The organism is Segatella bryantii (assembly GCF_022024215.1).
Taxonomy (GTDB): Bacteria; Bacteroidota; Bacteroidia; order Bacteroidales; family Bacteroidaceae; genus Prevotella; species Prevotella bryantii.
The window spans coordinates 1,223,947-1,242,883 of record NZ_CP091798.1 but is presented as its reverse complement, the minus strand read 5'-3'; the positions used below and the strand labels follow the sequence as shown (position 1 = coordinate 1,242,883).

19 protein-coding genes and 1 pseudogene are annotated in these 18,937 nt (G+C 36.9%); 17 read left to right on the top strand and 3 right to left on the bottom strand.

What is annotated here, in order from left to right:
- The first annotated feature begins 87 nt into the window (after positions 1-87).
- From L6471_RS09240 to L6471_RS09205, 8 genes are all read left to right on the top strand, one after another.
- A complete protein-coding gene (locus tag L6471_RS09240) occupies positions 88-1,350 on the top strand; it encodes an ATP-binding protein (RefSeq protein WP_027452767.1) in 1,263 nt (420 codons plus the stop codon).
- A 91-nt stretch (positions 1,351-1,441) separates the two neighbouring features.
- The gene (locus L6471_RS09235) at positions 1,442-1,699 is read left to right on the top strand and encodes a hypothetical protein (protein WP_237797224.1); all 258 of its coding nucleotides are present in this window, start codon (positions 1,442-1,444) and stop codon (positions 1,697-1,699) included.
- Between the two features lie 122 nt (positions 1,700-1,821).
- Positions 1,822-2,148: a hypothetical protein gene (locus L6471_RS09230; protein ID WP_237797223.1), complete on the top strand. Its 327-nt coding sequence runs from the start codon at positions 1,822-1,824 to the stop codon at positions 2,146-2,148.
- A gap of 213 nt (positions 2,149-2,361) precedes the next feature.
- On the top strand, positions 2,362-2,616 hold the full coding sequence (locus L6471_RS09225; protein WP_074549172.1) for a helix-turn-helix transcriptional regulator: 255 nt from the start codon (positions 2,362-2,364) through the stop codon (positions 2,614-2,616).
- Between the two features lie 82 nt (positions 2,617-2,698).
- Positions 2,699-2,851 carry a phospholipase D-like domain-containing protein gene (locus L6471_RS09220; RefSeq protein ID WP_237797222.1) on the top strand — a complete coding sequence of 51 codons (153 nt, stop codon included), beginning with the start codon at positions 2,699-2,701 and terminating at the stop codon, positions 2,849-2,851.
- Between the two features lie 273 nt (positions 2,852-3,124).
- Positions 3,125-3,283 (top strand): hypothetical protein, encoded by a 159-nt coding sequence (locus tag L6471_RS09215; RefSeq protein ID WP_237797221.1) that lies wholly within the window; start codon positions 3,125-3,127, stop codon positions 3,281-3,283.
- A gap of 15 nt (positions 3,284-3,298) precedes the next feature.
- Positions 3,299-6,154 (top strand): ATP-binding domain-containing protein, encoded by a 2,856-nt coding sequence (locus tag L6471_RS09210; RefSeq protein WP_237797220.1) that lies wholly within the window; start codon positions 3,299-3,301, stop codon positions 6,152-6,154.
- 158 nt (positions 6,155-6,312) lie between these two features.
- A complete protein-coding gene (locus L6471_RS09205; RefSeq protein WP_237797219.1) occupies positions 6,313-6,780 on the top strand; it encodes a hypothetical protein in 468 nt (155 codons plus the stop codon).
- Between the two features lie 277 nt (positions 6,781-7,057).
- Here L6471_RS09205 and L6471_RS09200 read toward each other — a convergent pair whose 3' ends face one another.
- On the bottom strand, positions 7,058-7,312 hold the full coding sequence (locus L6471_RS09200) for an Arm DNA-binding domain-containing protein (RefSeq protein WP_237797218.1): 255 nt from the start codon (positions 7,310-7,312) through the stop codon (positions 7,058-7,060).
- 721 nt (positions 7,313-8,033) lie between these two features.
- On the opposite strand from L6471_RS09200, the gene L6471_RS09195 reads away from it, so the two are divergent.
- The 4 genes from L6471_RS09195 (at position 8,034) to L6471_RS09180 (ending at position 12,489) form a co-directional block, all read left to right on the top strand.
- Complete coding sequence (locus tag L6471_RS09195) at positions 8,034-8,837, top strand: type IV toxin-antitoxin system AbiEi family antitoxin domain-containing protein (protein ID WP_237797217.1); 804 nt, start codon at positions 8,034-8,036, stop codon at positions 8,835-8,837.
- Entirely contained in the window at positions 8,834-9,637 is an 804-nt protein-coding gene (locus L6471_RS09190; RefSeq protein WP_237797216.1) for a nucleotidyl transferase AbiEii/AbiGii toxin family protein, read from the top strand. The genes L6471_RS09195 and L6471_RS09190 overlap by 4 nt, the downstream gene beginning before the upstream one ends.
- A gap of 74 nt (positions 9,638-9,711) precedes the next feature.
- The gene (locus L6471_RS09185; protein ID WP_237797215.1) at positions 9,712-10,929 is read left to right on the top strand and encodes a PDDEXK-like family protein; all 1,218 of its coding nucleotides are present in this window, start codon (positions 9,712-9,714) and stop codon (positions 10,927-10,929) included.
- 30 nt (positions 10,930-10,959) lie between these two features.
- Positions 10,960-12,489 (top strand): agmatine deiminase family protein, encoded by a 1,530-nt coding sequence (locus tag L6471_RS09180; protein ID WP_237797214.1) that lies wholly within the window; start codon positions 10,960-10,962, stop codon positions 12,487-12,489.
- A gap of 956 nt (positions 12,490-13,445) precedes the next feature.
- Here the strand turns inward: L6471_RS09180 and L6471_RS09175 are convergent.
- Positions 13,446-14,576 carry a type II toxin-antitoxin system HipA family toxin gene (locus tag L6471_RS09175; RefSeq protein WP_237797213.1) on the bottom strand — a complete coding sequence of 377 codons (1,131 nt, stop codon included), beginning with the start codon at positions 14,574-14,576 and terminating at the stop codon, positions 13,446-13,448.
- A 12-nt stretch (positions 14,577-14,588) separates the two neighbouring features.
- Positions 14,589-14,924, bottom strand: a complete 336-nt coding sequence (locus L6471_RS09170; RefSeq protein ID WP_237797212.1) for a helix-turn-helix domain-containing protein — start codon at positions 14,922-14,924, stop codon at positions 14,589-14,591.
- Between the two features lie 341 nt (positions 14,925-15,265).
- Between L6471_RS09170 and L6471_RS09165 the strand changes: the two are divergent.
- From L6471_RS09165 to L6471_RS09145, 5 genes and pseudogenes are all read left to right on the top strand, one after another.
- Positions 15,266-15,400 (top strand): annotated as a pseudogene (locus tag L6471_RS09165) (DDE transposase); the annotation flags it as partial.
- Between the two features lie 1,226 nt (positions 15,401-16,626).
- A complete protein-coding gene (locus tag L6471_RS09160) occupies positions 16,627-17,208 on the top strand; it encodes a transposase (RefSeq protein ID WP_237797211.1) in 582 nt (193 codons plus the stop codon).
- Between the two features lie 9 nt (positions 17,209-17,217).
- Positions 17,218-17,784, top strand: coding sequence for an IS4 family transposase (locus L6471_RS09155; RefSeq protein ID WP_262914076.1), 567 nt, complete (start codon positions 17,218-17,220; stop codon positions 17,782-17,784).
- A gap of 30 nt (positions 17,785-17,814) precedes the next feature.
- Positions 17,815-17,982: a hypothetical protein gene (locus tag L6471_RS09150; RefSeq protein WP_237797209.1), complete on the top strand. Its 168-nt coding sequence runs from the start codon at positions 17,815-17,817 to the stop codon at positions 17,980-17,982.
- A 384-nt stretch (positions 17,983-18,366) separates the two neighbouring features.
- Positions 18,367-18,918: a FecR family protein gene (locus L6471_RS09145; protein ID WP_317221442.1), complete on the top strand. Its 552-nt coding sequence runs from the start codon at positions 18,367-18,369 to the stop codon at positions 18,916-18,918.
- The last annotated feature ends 19 nt before the right edge of the window (positions 18,919-18,937 follow it).

Sequence of the window (18,937 nt, the reverse complement as noted above, 5' to 3'; positions counted from 1 at the left end):
TCGGTTGAAAATTTGTATGGATGAAGAGAAAAATGTATTTTTGTAATCGTTAAAAACGTGTATTTACACAAAATAGACGAGTAAAGTATGGATATAAGTAGAGATAAGTACTTGAATCAACTTATTCACAGTTGTGGTAATGGTTTGATAAAGGTGATAACAGGCATGCGCAGATGTGGTAAATCATATCTGCTATTTACCCTTTTCAAGAACTACTTGCTTGGGCAAGGTGTAAAGGAAGATCATATTATTGGAGTGAATCTTGAAAATCGTCTGAATAAAAGTTTGCGAGATCCTGATGCTTTACTACAATATATCGATAAACGTCTATCAACAGATGGACAATATTATGTGATGTTAGATGAGGTACAGATGGTCAGCGAGTTTGAGGATGTTTTGAACTCATTTTTAAGCATCAGCAACGTAGACGTGTTTGTGACAGGTTCTAATGCTAAATTCTTATCGAAGGATGTTATTACAGAATTTCGTGGTCGTGGCGATGAAATACATGTACGTCCATTGACTTTTAAAGAAGTGGCAGATTTTCGTGGTAATTATTCACAAGAATTGATTCGTGAATATATGCTATATGGGGGGTTGCCTCAGGTTGTACTTGAAGAAGATATTAACAAGAAGGTTAACTACTTAGAGCAACAAATGGAACATACCTATTTGCGTGATATCAAAGAACGTTATGATGTGCGTCAAGATAGTGATCTTGCAGAATTGGTAGATATCATGGCATCATGTGTTGGTGGATTAACCAATCCTCCAAAGATTGCAGATACCTTCAAGAGTGTAAAGCAGAGTAGTATTTCAGTGGATACTATACGTCTCTACCTTGAATATATGGAAGATGCGTTCGTACTTGAACGTGCCACACGCTATGATATAAAGGGACGCAAATACATAGACTCTCCTTATAAGTATTATTTTGAAGACCTAGGTTTAAGAAATGCTCGTCTTGGTTTTAGACAGGTTGAGCCTACACACATGATGGAAAATATGCTTTACAATGAACTACGTGCTGTTGGCATGAAAGTAGACGTTGGCCAAGTATATACTGAGGTTAAGGACGTTGATGGTACTCGAAAGAGAAAAACTTTGGAGGTGGATTTTGTTTGCAACCGTGGGTATGAGCGAGTATATATACAATCTGCTTATGCGATGGAAACTCAAGAAAAACGTGATCAAGAACTTGCGTCTCTGCGTAAGCTTCGCGATGGATTCCGTCGTATTGTTATAGTAAATGGATTACAGCCTACTTACATGAATGAGGAGGGTGTATACATTGTAAATCTTATGGATTTTCTTCGAGAACCAGAGAGGTTCGTGGAATGGGGAATGTGATACTTAGTCTAGTTCTCCATCTTATTTCTGGATTTTGATGTTCGGAAAAGTGAACAAGTGAATATTTTAAATTGATAATTATATTTTTGTTATGCCAGAATTCATCAGAGCAATCGGTATTTACTATAGAAGCGAGTTGAATGCAATTAAGAAAAGTGGCGTTCAACTTCAACCTGTATATGAGGCGTTCTCCAATGCTTGGGAGTCTATTATTGAGAGGTTTTCCAAAGAAAAACTTCGCCATGGTAAAATTCGAATGGAGTTCCACTATACAATGGGACTCTTTCAAGATGATGCAGAGAATCAAACTGCTGCCTTGGATAAGATTATAATTATCGATAATGGTTAGGCATTAATCCTGCAAGTTACAATAGATTACTTACTTTACGTGACAATAGTAAATCCGCCAGCAATAAAGGTACAGGAAGAATTCAATTTGCGCACTACTTTGATGAAACAACTTTTGATAGTATGTATTCCATTGATGAGCATCATGGAAAACATATTATAATGACTTTGTCAAAGAAAGAAGCTTTTTTGAATAATAACGCCATTCTCCGCAAAGAATTAGAAGAGGACGTTACAGATTGGCAACCTTACACCAAAGTTACTTTAAATAGAGTTTTAGATGAGAAGAAAGACGGTAATTTCTTTAGTGCAATGTCTCTTGAGAATATCGTTTTTGAACTTAAGCATCATTTTCTTGCTAGATTGTGTGAGAGTCGTATTAATCTTCCAACAATTGAACTAGTTCGTTTTGAAGATATTCTCTTGATAGATAAATTATTGTCACTATAATATTTCCAATCTTTCGATATGAATTTATGGCTAAAGAATGCTTAAGTTTTCAATTTGAAAGACAAATTATTCCAGTAATTCACTCAAATTATGTGAAAATATGGGGTAATTAAAAGAAAATCGACCTGCAAACAACATTTTTATTGCGAATTAGGCACTATTTAAAATATTAAATAGTAATTTTACAGCAATTATTTATTAAGATGTGAGACTATGATTAGAAAGTTGAACAGAATCAAGACGGCATTGGTCGATCAAGGCAAGACCAATAAGTGGTTGGCAGAACAATTAGGCAAAGATCCTGCTACCATTAGTAAATGGTGTACCAACGCCAGTCAACCATCTTTAGAGATGATGATGGTAATAGCTAAAGTTCTCAATGTTGAGATGAATGATCTTGTTCGTTTAGACGAAGCTCCAGATCCCAAATCTAAGGATATAGCTTTTGATGATACGCAGAATAAATAATTAAATTTAGCTTGTCCCACGAATTGGGACTACTAAAATATAAATTTGCAAAATAGTAATTTATTAAATCTAAGATATACCTATGTCTAAGATATTCGATAACTGTACTGAAGATAAAAAATTCAAGAAAGTACTCAAATATGTTATTGCTGAGGACGGAGTTAAGCGCATTGACATGTGTGTAGGTTATTTTAACTTGCGCGGATGGAACTTCATAGCTGAAGAGGTAGATTAGCCTTGAAGGAGCTTATGTCGACGAGGAAGACGGGCATTACTGTAATGCAGCAATTGCATTATTATCTTCTAATTTATTCTTCTTAAATTATATTATATGGTCAAGTTGTCAGGTTGTAAACAGCCGTGATTTTAATTTCTATTTCAATTTTGATTCATTAAATGAAGATACCTTGGAATCTTTGTCTAGATTGGTAGTTTGCAGCAAAAAGATTATCAAAAAAACAGTCATGTTATTAAGAGAAATTATTCAAAGAAAGGTCCTAATTTTACGATGGAAAAACAGCATTTCTTTATAAAATTTTCTAAGCCAATTATTGATGAAATTGATAAATTATTGGCAAAGCTTTATAAGCTATCTAATGAAGAATTAGACTTCTTTATCAATTACGATATAAAATATCGTATGGGTGATGAACTTAGTAATGAGTAATAGTAGCGTTCAAAGATGGAAACAGTTAAGGACATACTAAATAGAATCAAGACACACACAGATCTCGAGCAAGAAAACAATGTGACTAATAGGTCTATTGGGCGAGGTCGTGTGGTCATGAATGCTAATAATAAAGAACAGGAGATTTGGGTTACTATGGCCAAATATCAATCCTCTTATTACAACAATTTCACAGAGGATGGTAGATTCCGTGGTGATGCTAAGCCTAATATGCATACACTAACTTCAGATGGAACTACCACTTGGAGAAATAGCGCTTGGGGACGTATCCTGCTTGAAGGCAGTAATGGTCCTCAAACAGTAATGACTCCTCGTGGTGCTATGAAGTTTGAGCAACTGAATTCAGCCCATTATACAAACTATGGTAATGAAGTAAAAGACTTGGTTGTAGGTAATAAAAATATGGCTAAATACTTGCATTTTCCAGCTTTGCAGGATGCTTACCGTAAGTATGTCAGCATCATGGACAAGCATGAGGAAAATGAAGCTCGAAAACGAGAAGAACAACGCAAGATAGAAGAACAGCGTAAAGCTGAGGAAGAAGCCAGAATTGCCGCACAAAAAGCTAAAGACGAAGAAGAACGCAGAAAGGCTGAGGAGGAACGGCGTAAAGCAGAAGAGGCTCGTATCCTTCACGAGCAAGAAATGGCCAAACTCGAAGAAGAGAATCGCCAGCATGAGGAAGAAGCAAAAGAGTTTGAGGATACTTATAAGTTTATTCGAACTCAGGCTTCGCTTCGTTTTAATCCTGTCTTAGATAAGAGTCAGAATGCAATCAAATTTGGACATGTATATGATGAAATAGCTTCTATTATCAATGGGGGACCTGGTACTGGCAAAAGTACAACATTGATTCAACGTCTGAAACTTCTTATTGATAGTGATGACTTGCAGGATTACAAGTTGAATCATGAAGATAGTACACTTACAGATGAAAAAATTGCTATCGTTTCAGCACGAAATAGCTGGATATTTTTCTCTCCAACAGAATTGCTTTGTAAGTATCTGAAAAGTGATATGAGCTATGAGGGCCTCACACAATATGAAGACAAAACTTACGTATGGAATGATTATCTTCGCAAAGTTCTCGTTAGAGATGAATATAAAATAGCAGGAACAGGTAAGAGATTTACTTACACCAATAAATTTGGTGAAGAAGGATTATTCATCAATGATCCTATGCAGGTTGTTGCTGATTTCAATGATTATTATCTAGAAACTCTAAAACAAAGATTGCTTAAAGTATCATCCATTGATTATAGCAAATATACATGGAAAGTACCAGGTAAGCGAATCATTGAAACCTGTGCAGAAGCTGCTCATGTAACAGATTTCACAGGAATGGTTAGACTACTGTTTCGTTTAAGTGATATGAAGAGTCTGGAATTTCCTGGATATCCTAATGGTGTAAGAGAGATTGTGTCTACTTACGAGCATAAAGTAAATACTATCACCAACAATTATGTGAACGATTGGAAGAAGGATGAAGACTTCTGGGATGAACTTCTTGATTACGAAGAAGATTTACTAGACAGTGATGAGTATATTCCCCAGGATGAAGATGATCTTGATGGTGGTATGGATAATGAAGACAATGTAGAGGATGTTTACTTGGAATTACTCAAAGATTTAAAACGAGTAATAAGACGTATGGCTTCTACTCCAGAAGGTACAAATATCTCTAAAGATTGGCCATATTATAACCTTTATAAGTTTGTTGAAGATAAGATTAATACTGACGACTTAAAGGAACTTGCAGGTGCTGCTATATTCAATAGAGAAGTGTACCCTTGCATGAGTAACTATGAATCTTTCTTGATGAATAACGACTTCTTCAGTAATACATATATTGCTTTCCGCCAGAAAATGGCTGAGGAACAGAATGCAAACTGGAATCAAGAAGTGTTAGGAAAGATTGTAAGTGTCTCTACAAAGAATTACTTACATCATGATGAATGTTGCCTGCTAGTAGGCTTTATAAACAATCTCATGATCAAATTGGCTAATATTAATGCTACACGCTTTGATAACATGAAGAGCCTCTTCCCTGAGGTGTATAAGAAGATTTGCCGTCCTGTAATTGGTGTAGATGAAGCAACTGACTATAGCTTAATTGATTATTATGCTATTAATTCGCTTCGCCATTATAAGGTATCTTCAATCACACTTTCTGGTGATATGATGCAAAGTCTCTTGGCTTCCGGTATATCAGATTGGAAACAATTGCAACATCCATTACTATTTAATAAGATAGATGTGCAGTCCCTTAAAGTGTCTTACCGTCAAGGGCCAAAATTGATAAAACTTGCTCACTACCTATATAATAATGTTACAGGGAAACGAGCTCCATATTCATGTTATCTTAAGAATGAGAAAAGAACTCCAGATCCTTTATGGCATGAGAGTAGTGACAAGGAAGAAAAAGCAGAATGGATGGTATCCCGTGTCCTCGAAGTTCAAGCAGCCTACAAAAAGGTGCCTTCAATAGCCATCTTCGTTAATACGGATAAGGAAGCTGCAGAACTTGAAAAAGCAATGAAGGAAGACGAGCGTTTGGAGAATGCAGGTATTGACGTGAAAAACTGTACTTTTAATGACGAACTGGAGAAGCAGGATTCTGTACGCATATTCCTTCTTAATAAAGTTAAGGGAATGGAGTTTGAAGTAGTATTCTTCCACAATATAGATAAGGTTGATCAAAATGATTTGATTGATCGATATCTCTATGTAGGACTTTCTCGTGCAACTTTCTATATGGCTGTAACTTCAAATCCTATCAAGGATGAAAAACTAGAAGATCTTTCTGAACAATTCAAAAAAGAAGGAAAGTGGAAAGTTAGAAAAAGATAAAAAATGATGACAGTCGGCAACATATCACTTCTTGACCTTCCTAACATGGTTTTCTCTGCTCAAGATGCACACAGAGCAGTGTGATACTTCCGTGTCTGGACTGGGCTGTGGCTTATGCTAAAGGTAGAGAGCCAATAATAAGCACGTTTCATAGCAAAATGGAAGAATCTATTCTTGATATGTTGTATAATGGTACATGTCCTATAATACTTGTGTTAGGCAGAAAACCATATAAGGTCATGCCTGACAAATTACAGAAATTGATTGAAAGCAATAGACTTTTATTTGTTTCTATTTCTGATCAAAGCCGAATTTCTCGTGAATCTGCATTGTTGTGCAACGAGTATATTTGTAATCAATCCGATGATTTGACATTTGGATCACGCACTCGCCGATGCAGAAGCATGTGCATGGATAGCAAGAGAAATTTTATAATATTAAATTTGAATCGTACGATTATGAAAATTGAAACAAAAGGTATATTTGAGGCTCTTCCCAATTGTTTGTCTCTCCAAGAAATAATAGAATATTTGGATTCGAGAAATTACGACGAAAGGAAAGCGAAAGGAGAATATCACGAAATGTATGAAGAAGGCTCTATAATTCTAAACAATAAGTTTAAGTAAGGACAGAGTTCGGATTAACTATACAGAATTTGAGAGATCTTCTATACTGTTAGATGACCGTATCGTTCATCAACCATCTTGGTTGATTGTACTTACAGCAACAAGAAATGATGTGTTGGTAAGTGGGACTGTCGTTTGTTATTTTCGTCAAAAAGATGAATTAGTATCTGACCCATACTTGGGACAAATTAAATGCAAACATTCAATCAAGAGAAAATATACTGGGGTAGTCCGTTGTCCATATACAGAATTAACGACTGATAAACTCGAGTCAATGTTAACCTTCGTAAGAGCCTTTCTGAATTTCAATCAGTCGCTCAGAACGGATAGTTTCTGCCTTGGTCATTGTCTGAAGGTTCTGTTCCTTGATGGTACGAGAACTGCCTGGCAAAAGATAAAGTTTCAGAAACTCACGGCTTCTTTTGCCGTTGTGCCTAATGTCAAGATACAAACTTGAAGTGCCATCTGAAAGCACTTTCTCACGGATGGTAACGGTCTCCTTTCGACCATTAGATTCAGTCTTTTCTGTCATAGCTGAAAATTTTTAAAACATTCTGATTTTGTCACCTGGGAGACCAAATTGTGGTCACTCGGCCCCTTCGGGTGACCACTGGGTGACAAAATTATGCTTTAAAAATGATTATCAAGAACAAAAAAGACCAAATATTAAAAAATATTAAAAATTGGCAATCATCAGCAATTAAGGGCTTTATACGCTGATTTTTGTCTTTTTTTTGATTTATAAATGGTTGTTTTTTAATTTCTTTATTTCCCCACGCAGAATCTACTTTCCGACGCAGAAGTTACTATCTGCAAATATAAGTGGCTGATAATCAGTATAAATACCTTTATTTTAGTGTATCTAAAGTGACTCCGAGGGACGGTGGGGGGGGACGCAAAATAGGCAAAAATCTGCAAATATGACTGCCGTCAAAAAAAGAAAATGCAAACATCTGCAAAATCGATTTTCCAGTTCTTTGCACGTTTACACTTTTTAACGCAGATTTTTGCACATTCTCGCATTAAGGTTTAGTTTAGGTTATAGATATTTAATATGGGTATAAACTAAACCAAAGGGGTGCGCTATCAAACAGAATAATTGGCTTCTCTTTCTTTTGGACGGCAATCATATCTCATATTTAGAGTTATATGCGTGTATTTTGCTTCCAAATTCGATAAAATAGAGTGATTTTAGGCGAAAACAGTACAAAGCTAATATTTTTTTTATTATATTTACACCAAAATTACTCAGTATGACATTACAAAAGTGGATTGAAGATAGAGCTATTCATGGTTTTCCTACGTTTTCTGTTGAGGATGTAAGGGCTGCAGATTTGTGTTCTTCTGAACAGATTCTTCAGAACGAACTTTCCAGACTATGTTCAAATAAGACCATAGCTAGTGTTTATAGGGGCTATTACGTTATTATTCCCGTTCAATATATGTTGCGTGGATCTGTGCCAGCAACCTATTATATTGATCAGTTAATGTCGTACCTGCAAAAGCCTTACTATGTATGTATGCTTAGTGCAGCCGAGATGCTTGGTGCAGCTCATCAGCGTCCCCAGCAATTCTCTGTAATGACGACTTTTCCTAAGCGTAGGACAGTCTCTACTCGTAATGTAACCATAGATTGGTTTTATCGGGATGGACTACCGGAGGAAGCCCTAATTACAAAGAATACTGAAACGGGAACTATCCGTATATCAAATCCTCTTCTAACCGCCGCTGACTTAGTGCAATATCAGCAACATGTAGGCGGATTGTCGCGAGTCGCCACCATACTTGAAGAACTTTCAGAGCAGATTGACATTAATAATCAGTTTGCGCCACTTGCAACTTATGTGAAAAAGGTTGTATGGCAACGACTTGGCTATATACTTGAAAATGTTGTCGGGGAAAAGAAGTTAGCAGATAAATTGTATGAACAGCTTCGTAGATCATCGGGTTATTTCAAATATCAACCTTTGAGTACATCGGCAGAAGATAATCCATCAAATAGAGATAGCCGATGGAAGATAAATATTAATGTGGAAATCGAAACAGATGATTTATGATTAATAGAACAGCGATACAACAATGGAGTGAACATGCTCCGTGGATAGATAATGCACAGATTGAACAAGATCTTATTATATGTCGTGCCTTGGTTGCCATCTTTAGTGATGAGTTCTTGGCGTCGCAGTTAGCTTTCCGTGGTGGAACAGCCTTACATAAATTGTATCTCTCACCTCAGCCACGCTATAGTGAAGATATCGATTTGGTTCAGATTACCCCTGGACCTATCAAGCCAATCATGTATCGATTAGGCGAAGTTCTTGACTGGCTACCAGACAGAGTAACTAAGCAGAAGCGATACAATAATACGATGTTGTTTCGTGTGGAGTCTGAAATACCACCTACGGTACAGATACGTCTGAAAGTTGAAATCAATTGCTTCGAACATTTCAACGTACTTGGGCTGACAAAGATTCCGTTCAAAGTGGAGAATTCATGGTTCACTGGCGAAGCCGAGTTGACGACCTATCATTTCGAGGAATTGCTGGGTACCAAACTTCGTGCTCTTTACCAGCGAAAGAAAGGCCGCGACCTCTTTGACCTTTATATTGCCTTACAGCGAAAGGATGTGGATGTTGACAAAGTCCTTCTGTGCTACAAGAAGTATATGGAGTTTGTGGTTGAAAAGGCTCCGTCCTATAAGCAGTTCGTCAATAACATGCAGGAGAAGATGGAGGATGCCGAGTTTACCAACGATATGCAATCTCTCTTGCGCCCAGGCATAACATTCAATGCAAGTGATGCTTATACTTTGATTTATAAGACCTTTATAGATAAGATGGAGGGAAAGAGAGATTGAACTATCTTGCTAAGCAGAATCCACAGAAGTTAAGGGATAAAGCAGATAAATTATGTAAGGAAATTCTAAAAAATATGGATATTTTGCAAGAACTATTAAATAATATCAATGCTATCCTTCAAATAGAGGAAGCTGATAACGAGCGAGATAAGAAGAATGGAAATTCGTTAAATCTTTTTTCTTCTCTAAACCTAAAAACGAGTGAATTAATACATTCAAGAATGATTGCCGAACTCCTCAATCCAAATAGTTCTCATGGCAAAGGATCGATATTTTTGAAAAAATTTATTGAACTCCATGATTTTGAGTTTACTTTTGATGTAGAATCTGCATCTGTATCCACAGAGTTTGATATTGGTCCAATATCAAAGAATTTTTCATCAGGTGGTCGAATTGACATATTAATTAAAGACGCAAATAATCATGCATTGATTATTGAGAACAAAATATATGCAAAAGACCAGAAAAACCAGTTGCTTAGATATGCTAATTATGCAAAAAGCAAGAAATATGATTATTGTATTGTCTACTTAACTTTAGATTGTCATGAACCACCAGAGTTTTCCACCGGTAAAAATCCTGATTATGAGTATGTAATGTTTTCATATGAGGACGACATACTTCCTTGGTTGAATCAATGTATGAAGCTGTGTCCTCATGAATCTACATTATATTATTCGTTGTTTCAGTATTCACAATGTTTAAAAGATTTATTAAATCTTATGAATGAAGAGTATAAAAAAGCAATTATAGATATAGCGACCGATGACAAGAATGTCAAATCTGTCCTTGCTTTGTATAAAAATGAACATAGAATAAAAAAAAGAATAATTGATGATTTTGTTGATATTCTATGTTCAAAAGCGAAAGAAATGGGTTTTGTTATAAATGTGGATGATAAATTTGGTGATGATGCCGAAACGTTTATATCATTTTGTATCCCAAAACAATCTGATAAGTGGGCTTTGTTTATTGGAAGCGATAAAAGGTATGCGAAAGATGTTTATTTTGGTATATACCTGTTAGCCGATAAAACATCAAGAATTAAAAAAGCAGACTTGACAAACATTCCTCGCCTTTGGACAGTATTTGAACAAGAGAAAAGTTGTCCATGTGGTTGGAGCTATTTTTGGAGTCGCTCAGGAGAAAAGTATTCGGGAAAATGGTATGATTGGTATGACAATGAAACCATAGAAGCTATGATAGATAGAAGTCTACTAGATTTTATTGTGGAAAACATTTTTTCACCGATAATAAATAAAGGTGTTTTCAAAATTCTAAATCGATATTGATAAGAACACTTAAACTATTTGCCATTGTCAATGAGCATCACAACTCAACTCAGAAAACGAATGACTCTTGATGCCAATATGAACACAAATGACATCGAAGAGCGTTTTGAACAAATAGCAAAGATGCTGTTTGAAAGTTTTGCTATTCAAAAGGGTGAGAAGAAGTATCTCTTTAAAGACATTGAATTTTACTTCTACAATAAGAATCATCGCGATATTATCACTCATCCACGTGTGTCAAAACCTTTATGTTGGTATGTCAATAACTTTGGCGGGATTGACTTGAATTTTGCCAGTAATATTAAGCGTGAGTCTAGAGCTAACAGTAAAGGAAAGAGTGTTGAAAAGTATGTTCTCGATGATAGTGCATATTTTGGTGGCATCCTCATTCGTCAACTAATAAGTGAAGATGGTTGTGAAGTTCTAAATGGACCATGGGCTTGTGCTGAATTGTTTAGGTGCTATGATGCTACTGGTGTCGACAATGAATTTCCTGTTCTTTTGGAGCATGATAATGGTATGGTGGGCTATATTCGTGAACCTCGTATCAATCTACTTACATCCAAACAAACAGTAGAGGGTAAGGTTGATTATATTCTTGAAGAATATCATGAAGTTTCTGAAAGGAAATGTCTATATAGTAATTTTTCGAGATTTGTGGATAGACGTTATAGATATGTGCGTTGTGATACATTAATGCACGATAAAGATACAAACCTCGTGTATTTCTCTCCTTGGTTAAAAGACAATAAAGAAGGACATCCAGAGTTTTATAAGCGTCTGAAGGATGTGCTTAATGAAATGGGAATTGAGTCCAAAGAACTGAAATCTACAAATGATTATTGGGATCGCGATTATATGCCGATTCAATTGGGCGAAAATGAGTTCTTGAAATATCGCTATTATCCTGATTATCTTGTGAAGAGCAAGAATAAAAAAGATATTGAGACAATTACCGATGCTACCAAAGTGTTGCGTGGTATGGGAATAAACAGTCGTTCTACCAATCTAATTATAGATGGCGGTAATATGGCACCATGCGGTCCATATATCGTGATGACAGATAAGGTGTTTTCTGAAAACAGGAAAAAGAAAGATGATGCAGGCTTTAAGGCTTTATTGGAATCAGAGCTTGGTCATCCTGTTGTCATTATTCCATGGACTCCACATGAAGACGATGTATATGGACATTCTGATGGTTTCATCAAATGGTGTGGTGATAATCGAATACTGATGGGTAATCATGGTGATTGCTATCCTGAAGAAGCTGCATCCATCCGTCGGATTCTTGAAAGTTATGGTTTTAAAGTTACAGAAATGCGTTTCAAGGGCAACGTTGATAAACCTTGTTATGATCTCAACTGGGCATATATCAACTTTCTTCAAGTTGGCAAAAACATCATAATGCCTAAATTCAACATTGAAGAAGATGCAATAGCTCAACAATACATTCAAGAAGCATTCCAAGATTGTAATATCCGTCAAATAGAAATGGCAGAAATTGCAAGAGAAGGTGGAGCTTTACATTGTATAAGTTGGAATGTATATCTTCCAAAATAACATGTGAAAGCGTAAATCACCACCTATGAGATATTTTTGTCCCTCGGCTATTTTCTATTATCTCGGGGGACAACTGGGGGACAAAATAGAGGATAATCTGCAAATATCGAAGTTAAAAATCAAAAATCTGCAAAAATGGACGAAATTTTAAATGCCTGAAATTATGCGATTTACGAGCTATATTTGCAGATAATATGCTTTTCTTTGCAAAAAATCACTTCCCCACGCAGAATGTTTATTTTCCGACGCAGAATATTTAATTCATGCGTGTAACAAACTGATAATCATTAAATTGCATTTCTTGTGTCAGACAGTGTTTTGCCTTCGGGTGACCAAATGAGGACTTTATTTGGATTCCCATTGGCAAATATACAAATTTAATTGCAAATAATCAAGAGTCCCAAATTTGTAACGTGGTAATTTTTCATTCCAAATGGTTGATTTCATTTGTCAATGGTTGTTTGTTTAACAATTCAATAAAAACGACCTTTTCAAAAGTCGATAAATCATCGATTTTTGCCTTCAAAAAAAGGGTAAAATGAGGTCTAAAACCATAGGGATTACCCCTCACGAAGTGTTGGTGAAAATGTTATGAACTGTAGTCAAATCATCGTTGGTTATAACTCGTTGATATTGGCGTCATAACCATCTTTATCCTCTTATTTTTATATGTTTAGTATGGTCAATGTATATTTAAAATGGGATTGACCATACCGACTTGAAGAGAAATATATAAATTAGATGATATGATTCATTAGGATATAACGTCTTTTCGCTCTAGCTTATTTAACAATATAACTTATAAATCCTATGTATCTTTCTATTTACATGATTATCTTATTAAGGCATTAGAGATGCTCCATTATGATTTGTTGTAATGATTGGCTAACCTTTTTTATGTATGAACAAAACTCAAACCCTTTTGTGTCGGGAGAGCTATTCTAAGAATAGTTCTTTTACTTGTTGCAAATTTGTTTGTTTAACAATAAATCTCCACAGTTCTGGTACACTTCGTCAAAGATTTCCTGGCATCGTTTTGTGTTCATCTTGATATTGGTGCCAACTGCGATGAAATCTTTCAAGGTAGGGTAACCAGTCTGATTGACAGATGTAGCATGTTGACCATTATAGCCTTCTGTGCAGAGCGTCAGATCGTAAGCTGGAGCCAGATGCCACACGTATTTTCCGTTGACATCCTTTTGCACCAGGAAACTGAAGTTCTTGCAGTGGTCGTCCTTATTATCAGTGAGGTAGTTGAATACCATACGGCGATACATTTCTTCCACGTACTTGGGGCTTTGGGTTAGATACCCAGTTAATGCCAACAGGTTACTGTAATCGAGTACGGGCTCTGAGAGGGAGAGACAGAGCAGGCCCCCGGCTGTGGCGGTATGGATTCGTTCTCCCTCTGCAGTTAAATCAAAACGACGAGTGGTAAAATACTTTTCGTTTATTAACTTGAAATCAGGAACGTCAATGCCGCATTTTCTGGCAACCTCATTATAGTGGTATTCCTGCTGCCCCATATCCTTTGGATCATAAGTATGCCGGAACTTGACAAGCCAATGGCCTTCCTCATCTGAAAATATGGCTTTAGGACGACATCCTCCGCTATTTCCACTGTTATAGAGCAAAAGACCTGCGTCTGAATCTTGCTGCTCTTTTAGAACTTCCAAAGCTTTTTCCTGAAGTAAATCAAAATCTTTAATTCCATCTTCCTTGACGATAATGGTCTGGGGCTCATAAGTCAATGCGCCCATTCCGTTGCTGCCCACGATGCTGAGTCGGTCGATGGCAGAAAGATTTCTATCATCAATACCTTCGCGTAGCAAGGCTTTGTGCAGAAGATATCGGCCATAGCCATCGGGCAGACTGTCCTCGAAGATTCCGAAATTGCCGTACAATGGTGTAGGTTTCGCAAGGAAGAGTCCGCTCTTCAACGGCAACTCCAATGGTGAAATACTGAATCCTTCGGCAATCCATTGAGAATCATACTCAAAAGCCAGTCGCTTGTCGTCAGGAGTAAGCGATAAAACACCCACAACCTCATTGTGATACTTTACGGTCAACCTGTCTATCTTATTCATAATTTCTATATTTTATTTTTGAGGCTTGTAGGCTCTAGTCTTACCTTTGTTTTTACGGATTTGAGTCAGTTCTTCCATAGTGGAATACTTCGGCTCAGCAAAGATGCTTTTTACTTCTGATGTGTAGTCCATAGACATAGCGAGGCAGATAAGGTTCTTAAGGGAAATGAGCCCTTTCTGCTCAAATCTGATGATGTTACTTAACGCCACCCCAGACTTCTCTGCCACCAGTTCACGTGTCAGATTCTTCTCGATACGACGTTTACGGAAGTCATCTGCCAAAGCCTTGGCAATGTCGTCTGCATTGTCAAGTGTATAGTTGTTTAATAGTGATAATATATTATCCATAAAACATTTAAACTTATACTTGTTGCCAATATATTGTCAGTTGCAAAGTTACTAATTATTCTTGTAATTCATTCATTTTTATGCGAAAAATGAAATGTGTGATAGCTGTTTTAACTGAATTTGCAAGTTTTGCAGTACAAATCTGATTCCTATAATAGTTTCTACTTCATGGGATTGATAAAATTCTGTTGCAAAGGTACATGATTATTCTTGCGACCATGCAAGAACAAGCCTTCGGTTCATTAAGAAATCTCCACACCTTCGGGTAGTATTTCTTAATGACTTCTTGCATTGCTTGAACAATCACCTTTGTCGGTCAACATAATTTTTAATCAATCCCGAATTACTTCATCAACAGATCCACTAACGCATCTGCGGAGTCTCTAAATTCTAAATTAAAGGGATTTAGAGCTCAGCTACATGGCATCTCGGACATTCCTTTCTTCATGTATCGTTTGTGCATGATCTTCGGTTAGTCCGGTATGGGGGGGGTAGCCACGGAACTTTTCTCCTGCGCCAAATTTTGCTTATGTTGATGATAATGATGTTTTGCATAAAGTTGGAGGGGAATCGTTGTCTGAAGGACAGTTAAGGGCTTTGATTAATGAATCCAAAGTTATTTATGTTCAAATGTTGGATAATGGAATACAATGGCATGCATTTATAAGAACTTTCCAAGGATTAAAAGGAAAAGAGCCTGGTATACAAGGTTCCGTTCCTCATATTCATTATTATTCCAATAAGAATGGTACCTCAAAAGTAGATTTTGTCGATATGATAAAAAAAAGGCAACTATCCTACAGCAAAAGTGCATGTTCCATTAATTGATAAGCAAATTATAAGTCATTAATATGCAGATATTTACACCTTAATTGAGATATTTTTTGTCCCTCGGCTATTTTCGACTATCTCGGGGGACAGCTGGGGGACAATATGGGTGATAATCTGCAAATATCGAAGTTAAAATTCAAAAATCTGCAAAAATGGGCACAATTCTTAATGTTTGAAATTAAGCGAATTATGGGCTATATTTGCAGATAGTATGCTTTTCTTTGCAAAAAATCACTTTCCCACGCAGAATCTACTTTCCCACGCAGAATGTGACGAGCTGGTTTTGTAAAGTATTGATAATAAAGTGTTTAGAATTAAATTTCGAGGGACAAATTTTACGTCGGGGGACGGAATAGGGCCGGAAAAATGATAAAAAACGACAATAGTTAACCGCCCCAAAAAGAAAGAATGATAACAAATGACAATACGATTTGTCGTTTCTTATCATATAAACACTTTTTAACACTGATTTTATCATTTGTTGTACCATTTTTGAGAAAGAGTTTGTCCCTCCAAAAATTACTTTTTCAATTGTTAATTTTACCCCATTTCGTTTTTTATCATTTAACGCAGATTTTATGCGTTTCTTATCATTTCCATGTAGAAAGTTCATATTTGTCAACTAAATTATCCTTCCGATATACCACAATTAACAATTCCTGATCAAACATAGCTAACTGCTTTAACTGTATCCTCAATGGCATTATGTGTGGCTCATTTGATTTTGCAAAAGTAATAAAAAACACTAGTGTCCACTAAAAATATGCGGAAATGTTTGTAAATTACTTAAACATAGAGTTTTAGAGCGAAAAAATGGTGGTGACGATTTGAATTGACTACCTTTGCAATCCCAAAGCAAATCAGTCATTCGATGAACACCGGAAAATATATCTTCGCTCAGCTCATAGAGTTCTTGCCACAGAGAATCTTTGATAGAATTGTAATGAAATACGAAGGTAACAAATACGTGAAGCATTTCACTTGCTGGAACCAGTTGCTCGTCATGATGTTCGGGCAACCGAGCAACCGTGATAGCCTCCGTGATCTGACTAATACCGTTTCTGCGCTTTCCAACAAGGCCTATCATCTTGGCTTTGGCAAGAACGTGACGAGAAGCAATCTCGCAAAGGTCAACGAAAGACGAGAGCCTCGTATCTTCGAAGAGTTTGCCTACCATATGATAGACATTGCGAGACGAAAGAGAATCTACAAAGAGTTTGAGATAGAAGGGAAGGCGTTTGCCTTCGACTCGACTACCATCGATCTTTGCCTGAACGTCTTCTGGTGGGCAAAGTTCCGTCGTACAAAAGCGGGCATCAAAATGCATACGCTCTATGAAATTCAGACGGATATTCCTACGTTCATACACATTATCGAGGCGAAGGTACACGATCAACGCGCGATGGACGAGATTCCTTATGAACAGGGAGCTTATTACGTGTTTGACCGATGATACTTTGACCTGAAGAGACTCTATCATATCAATGAGATTGAAGCCTATTTTGTGATAAGGCAAAGAGGAAATCTTCAATATCAGGTCCTTAGCGAAAGCGACACCATGCATAACGCAGATGGGGTACTCTCTGACCAGGTTATAAGACTTACGAATTACTTCACCAAACAGAAATATCCTGCTGTTCTTCGTCGCGTCACATACTATGCGGCTGACAAGAACAAGACATTTGTCTACCTGACCAACAACATGGAGATACCAGCCACGCAGGTCGCTCTTCTCTATAAATATCGTTGGCGCGTAGAACTCTTCTTTAAGTGGATTAAGCAGCATCTTAAAATCAAATCCTTTTGGGGTACGACAGAGACTGCTGTCAGAATCCAGATATACTCCGCTATCACCGCATATTGCATGGTGGCTATCATTGAGCATGAACTCAAACTGCACAGAAGTACCTACGAAGTGTTGAGAATTTTGAGTGCTTCGCTGTTGGATAAGACTCCTATTAAGGAACTCTTTACCAAGAAACCTGAGTATGTTGCTGATGATGGTCAATTGACTCTTAATTTTATTTAGTGGACACTAGTGTAGCAAGGTATAAAAGATATGAAAAAGATTCAATATATTATCGCAGCCCTTTTCCTGCTGCAAATTAATAGCGCTGAAGCACAGACACAAATCGTAAACATCAAGGCTCCTGGCTTTGCCCGTCCATTGGTAGAGCGTTGGATTGCCGAATACCAAAAGATCAACAGTGATCTCAGTTTTTATTAGTTCTTCTTTTTTTCAGGTTTTGGCTGTTAAAAAATGCGACATTTGTAAAAAAATACCATATTTATGGTACATCATCTCACCATAACAGGTTATGCAAAATACCATAGTGGGCGTATTTCCCGGTTGTTGGAATCGGCATACCTTTGCACCAGAGATTTTTAATGACTCTGAATGTTAAACATTTTAAACAGAAAAAACGATGAGAACAACAGACTGTAGCATACGAATGCGAATGTGTTGCTGCCCAAGCGGCGATATGAATATAATGAAGAAAATGACGACAGAGAACAGACAACGTATATATTATTTAATATAGCAAGGTCACTAGTGTCCACTAAAAATATGCGGAAATGTTTGTAAATTACTTAAACATAGAGTTTTCAGCTGAGGTATCCTATACACTTCAGCAGTGAGACACGTGAGGTAGAACTGACTGGAGAAGCTTATTTCTTTGTGGCGAAGGATAAGAACAGACCGTTTATCGTACATACTCCCAACGGTGATGTGAAACAATATGGCACAGAGTTCAATATCAATACGAAAGATGAGATCGGCGTTACCCGTATTGTGCTGGTCAACGGTAGTATCAGCATTACTCCAAAGGGTGGAAGAGAGTATATGATGAAACCCAGTGATATGGCAATCTTGCAGCCGGAGAGTGGAGAGGCTATGATCAGTCAGGTGGATATCACACCGTATATCGCTTGGAATATCGGCACGTTCGTGTTCGAGGACTGTACCCTGGAGCAGTTGATGCGGGTGCTCAGTCATTGGTATAACAAGCGAGTGCAGTTTGAGAGTGAGGAGATCCGCCAGATGCGCTTTACGGGTGAGTTTGATAAATACGAGTCGATTGTCCCCATCATGAAGGCAATCCATAAAGTGACAGGATTGCGTGTAGAAATACGTGGTCAGGAAATCATTATTAGCAAGTAAACATTTATATTACTAACAT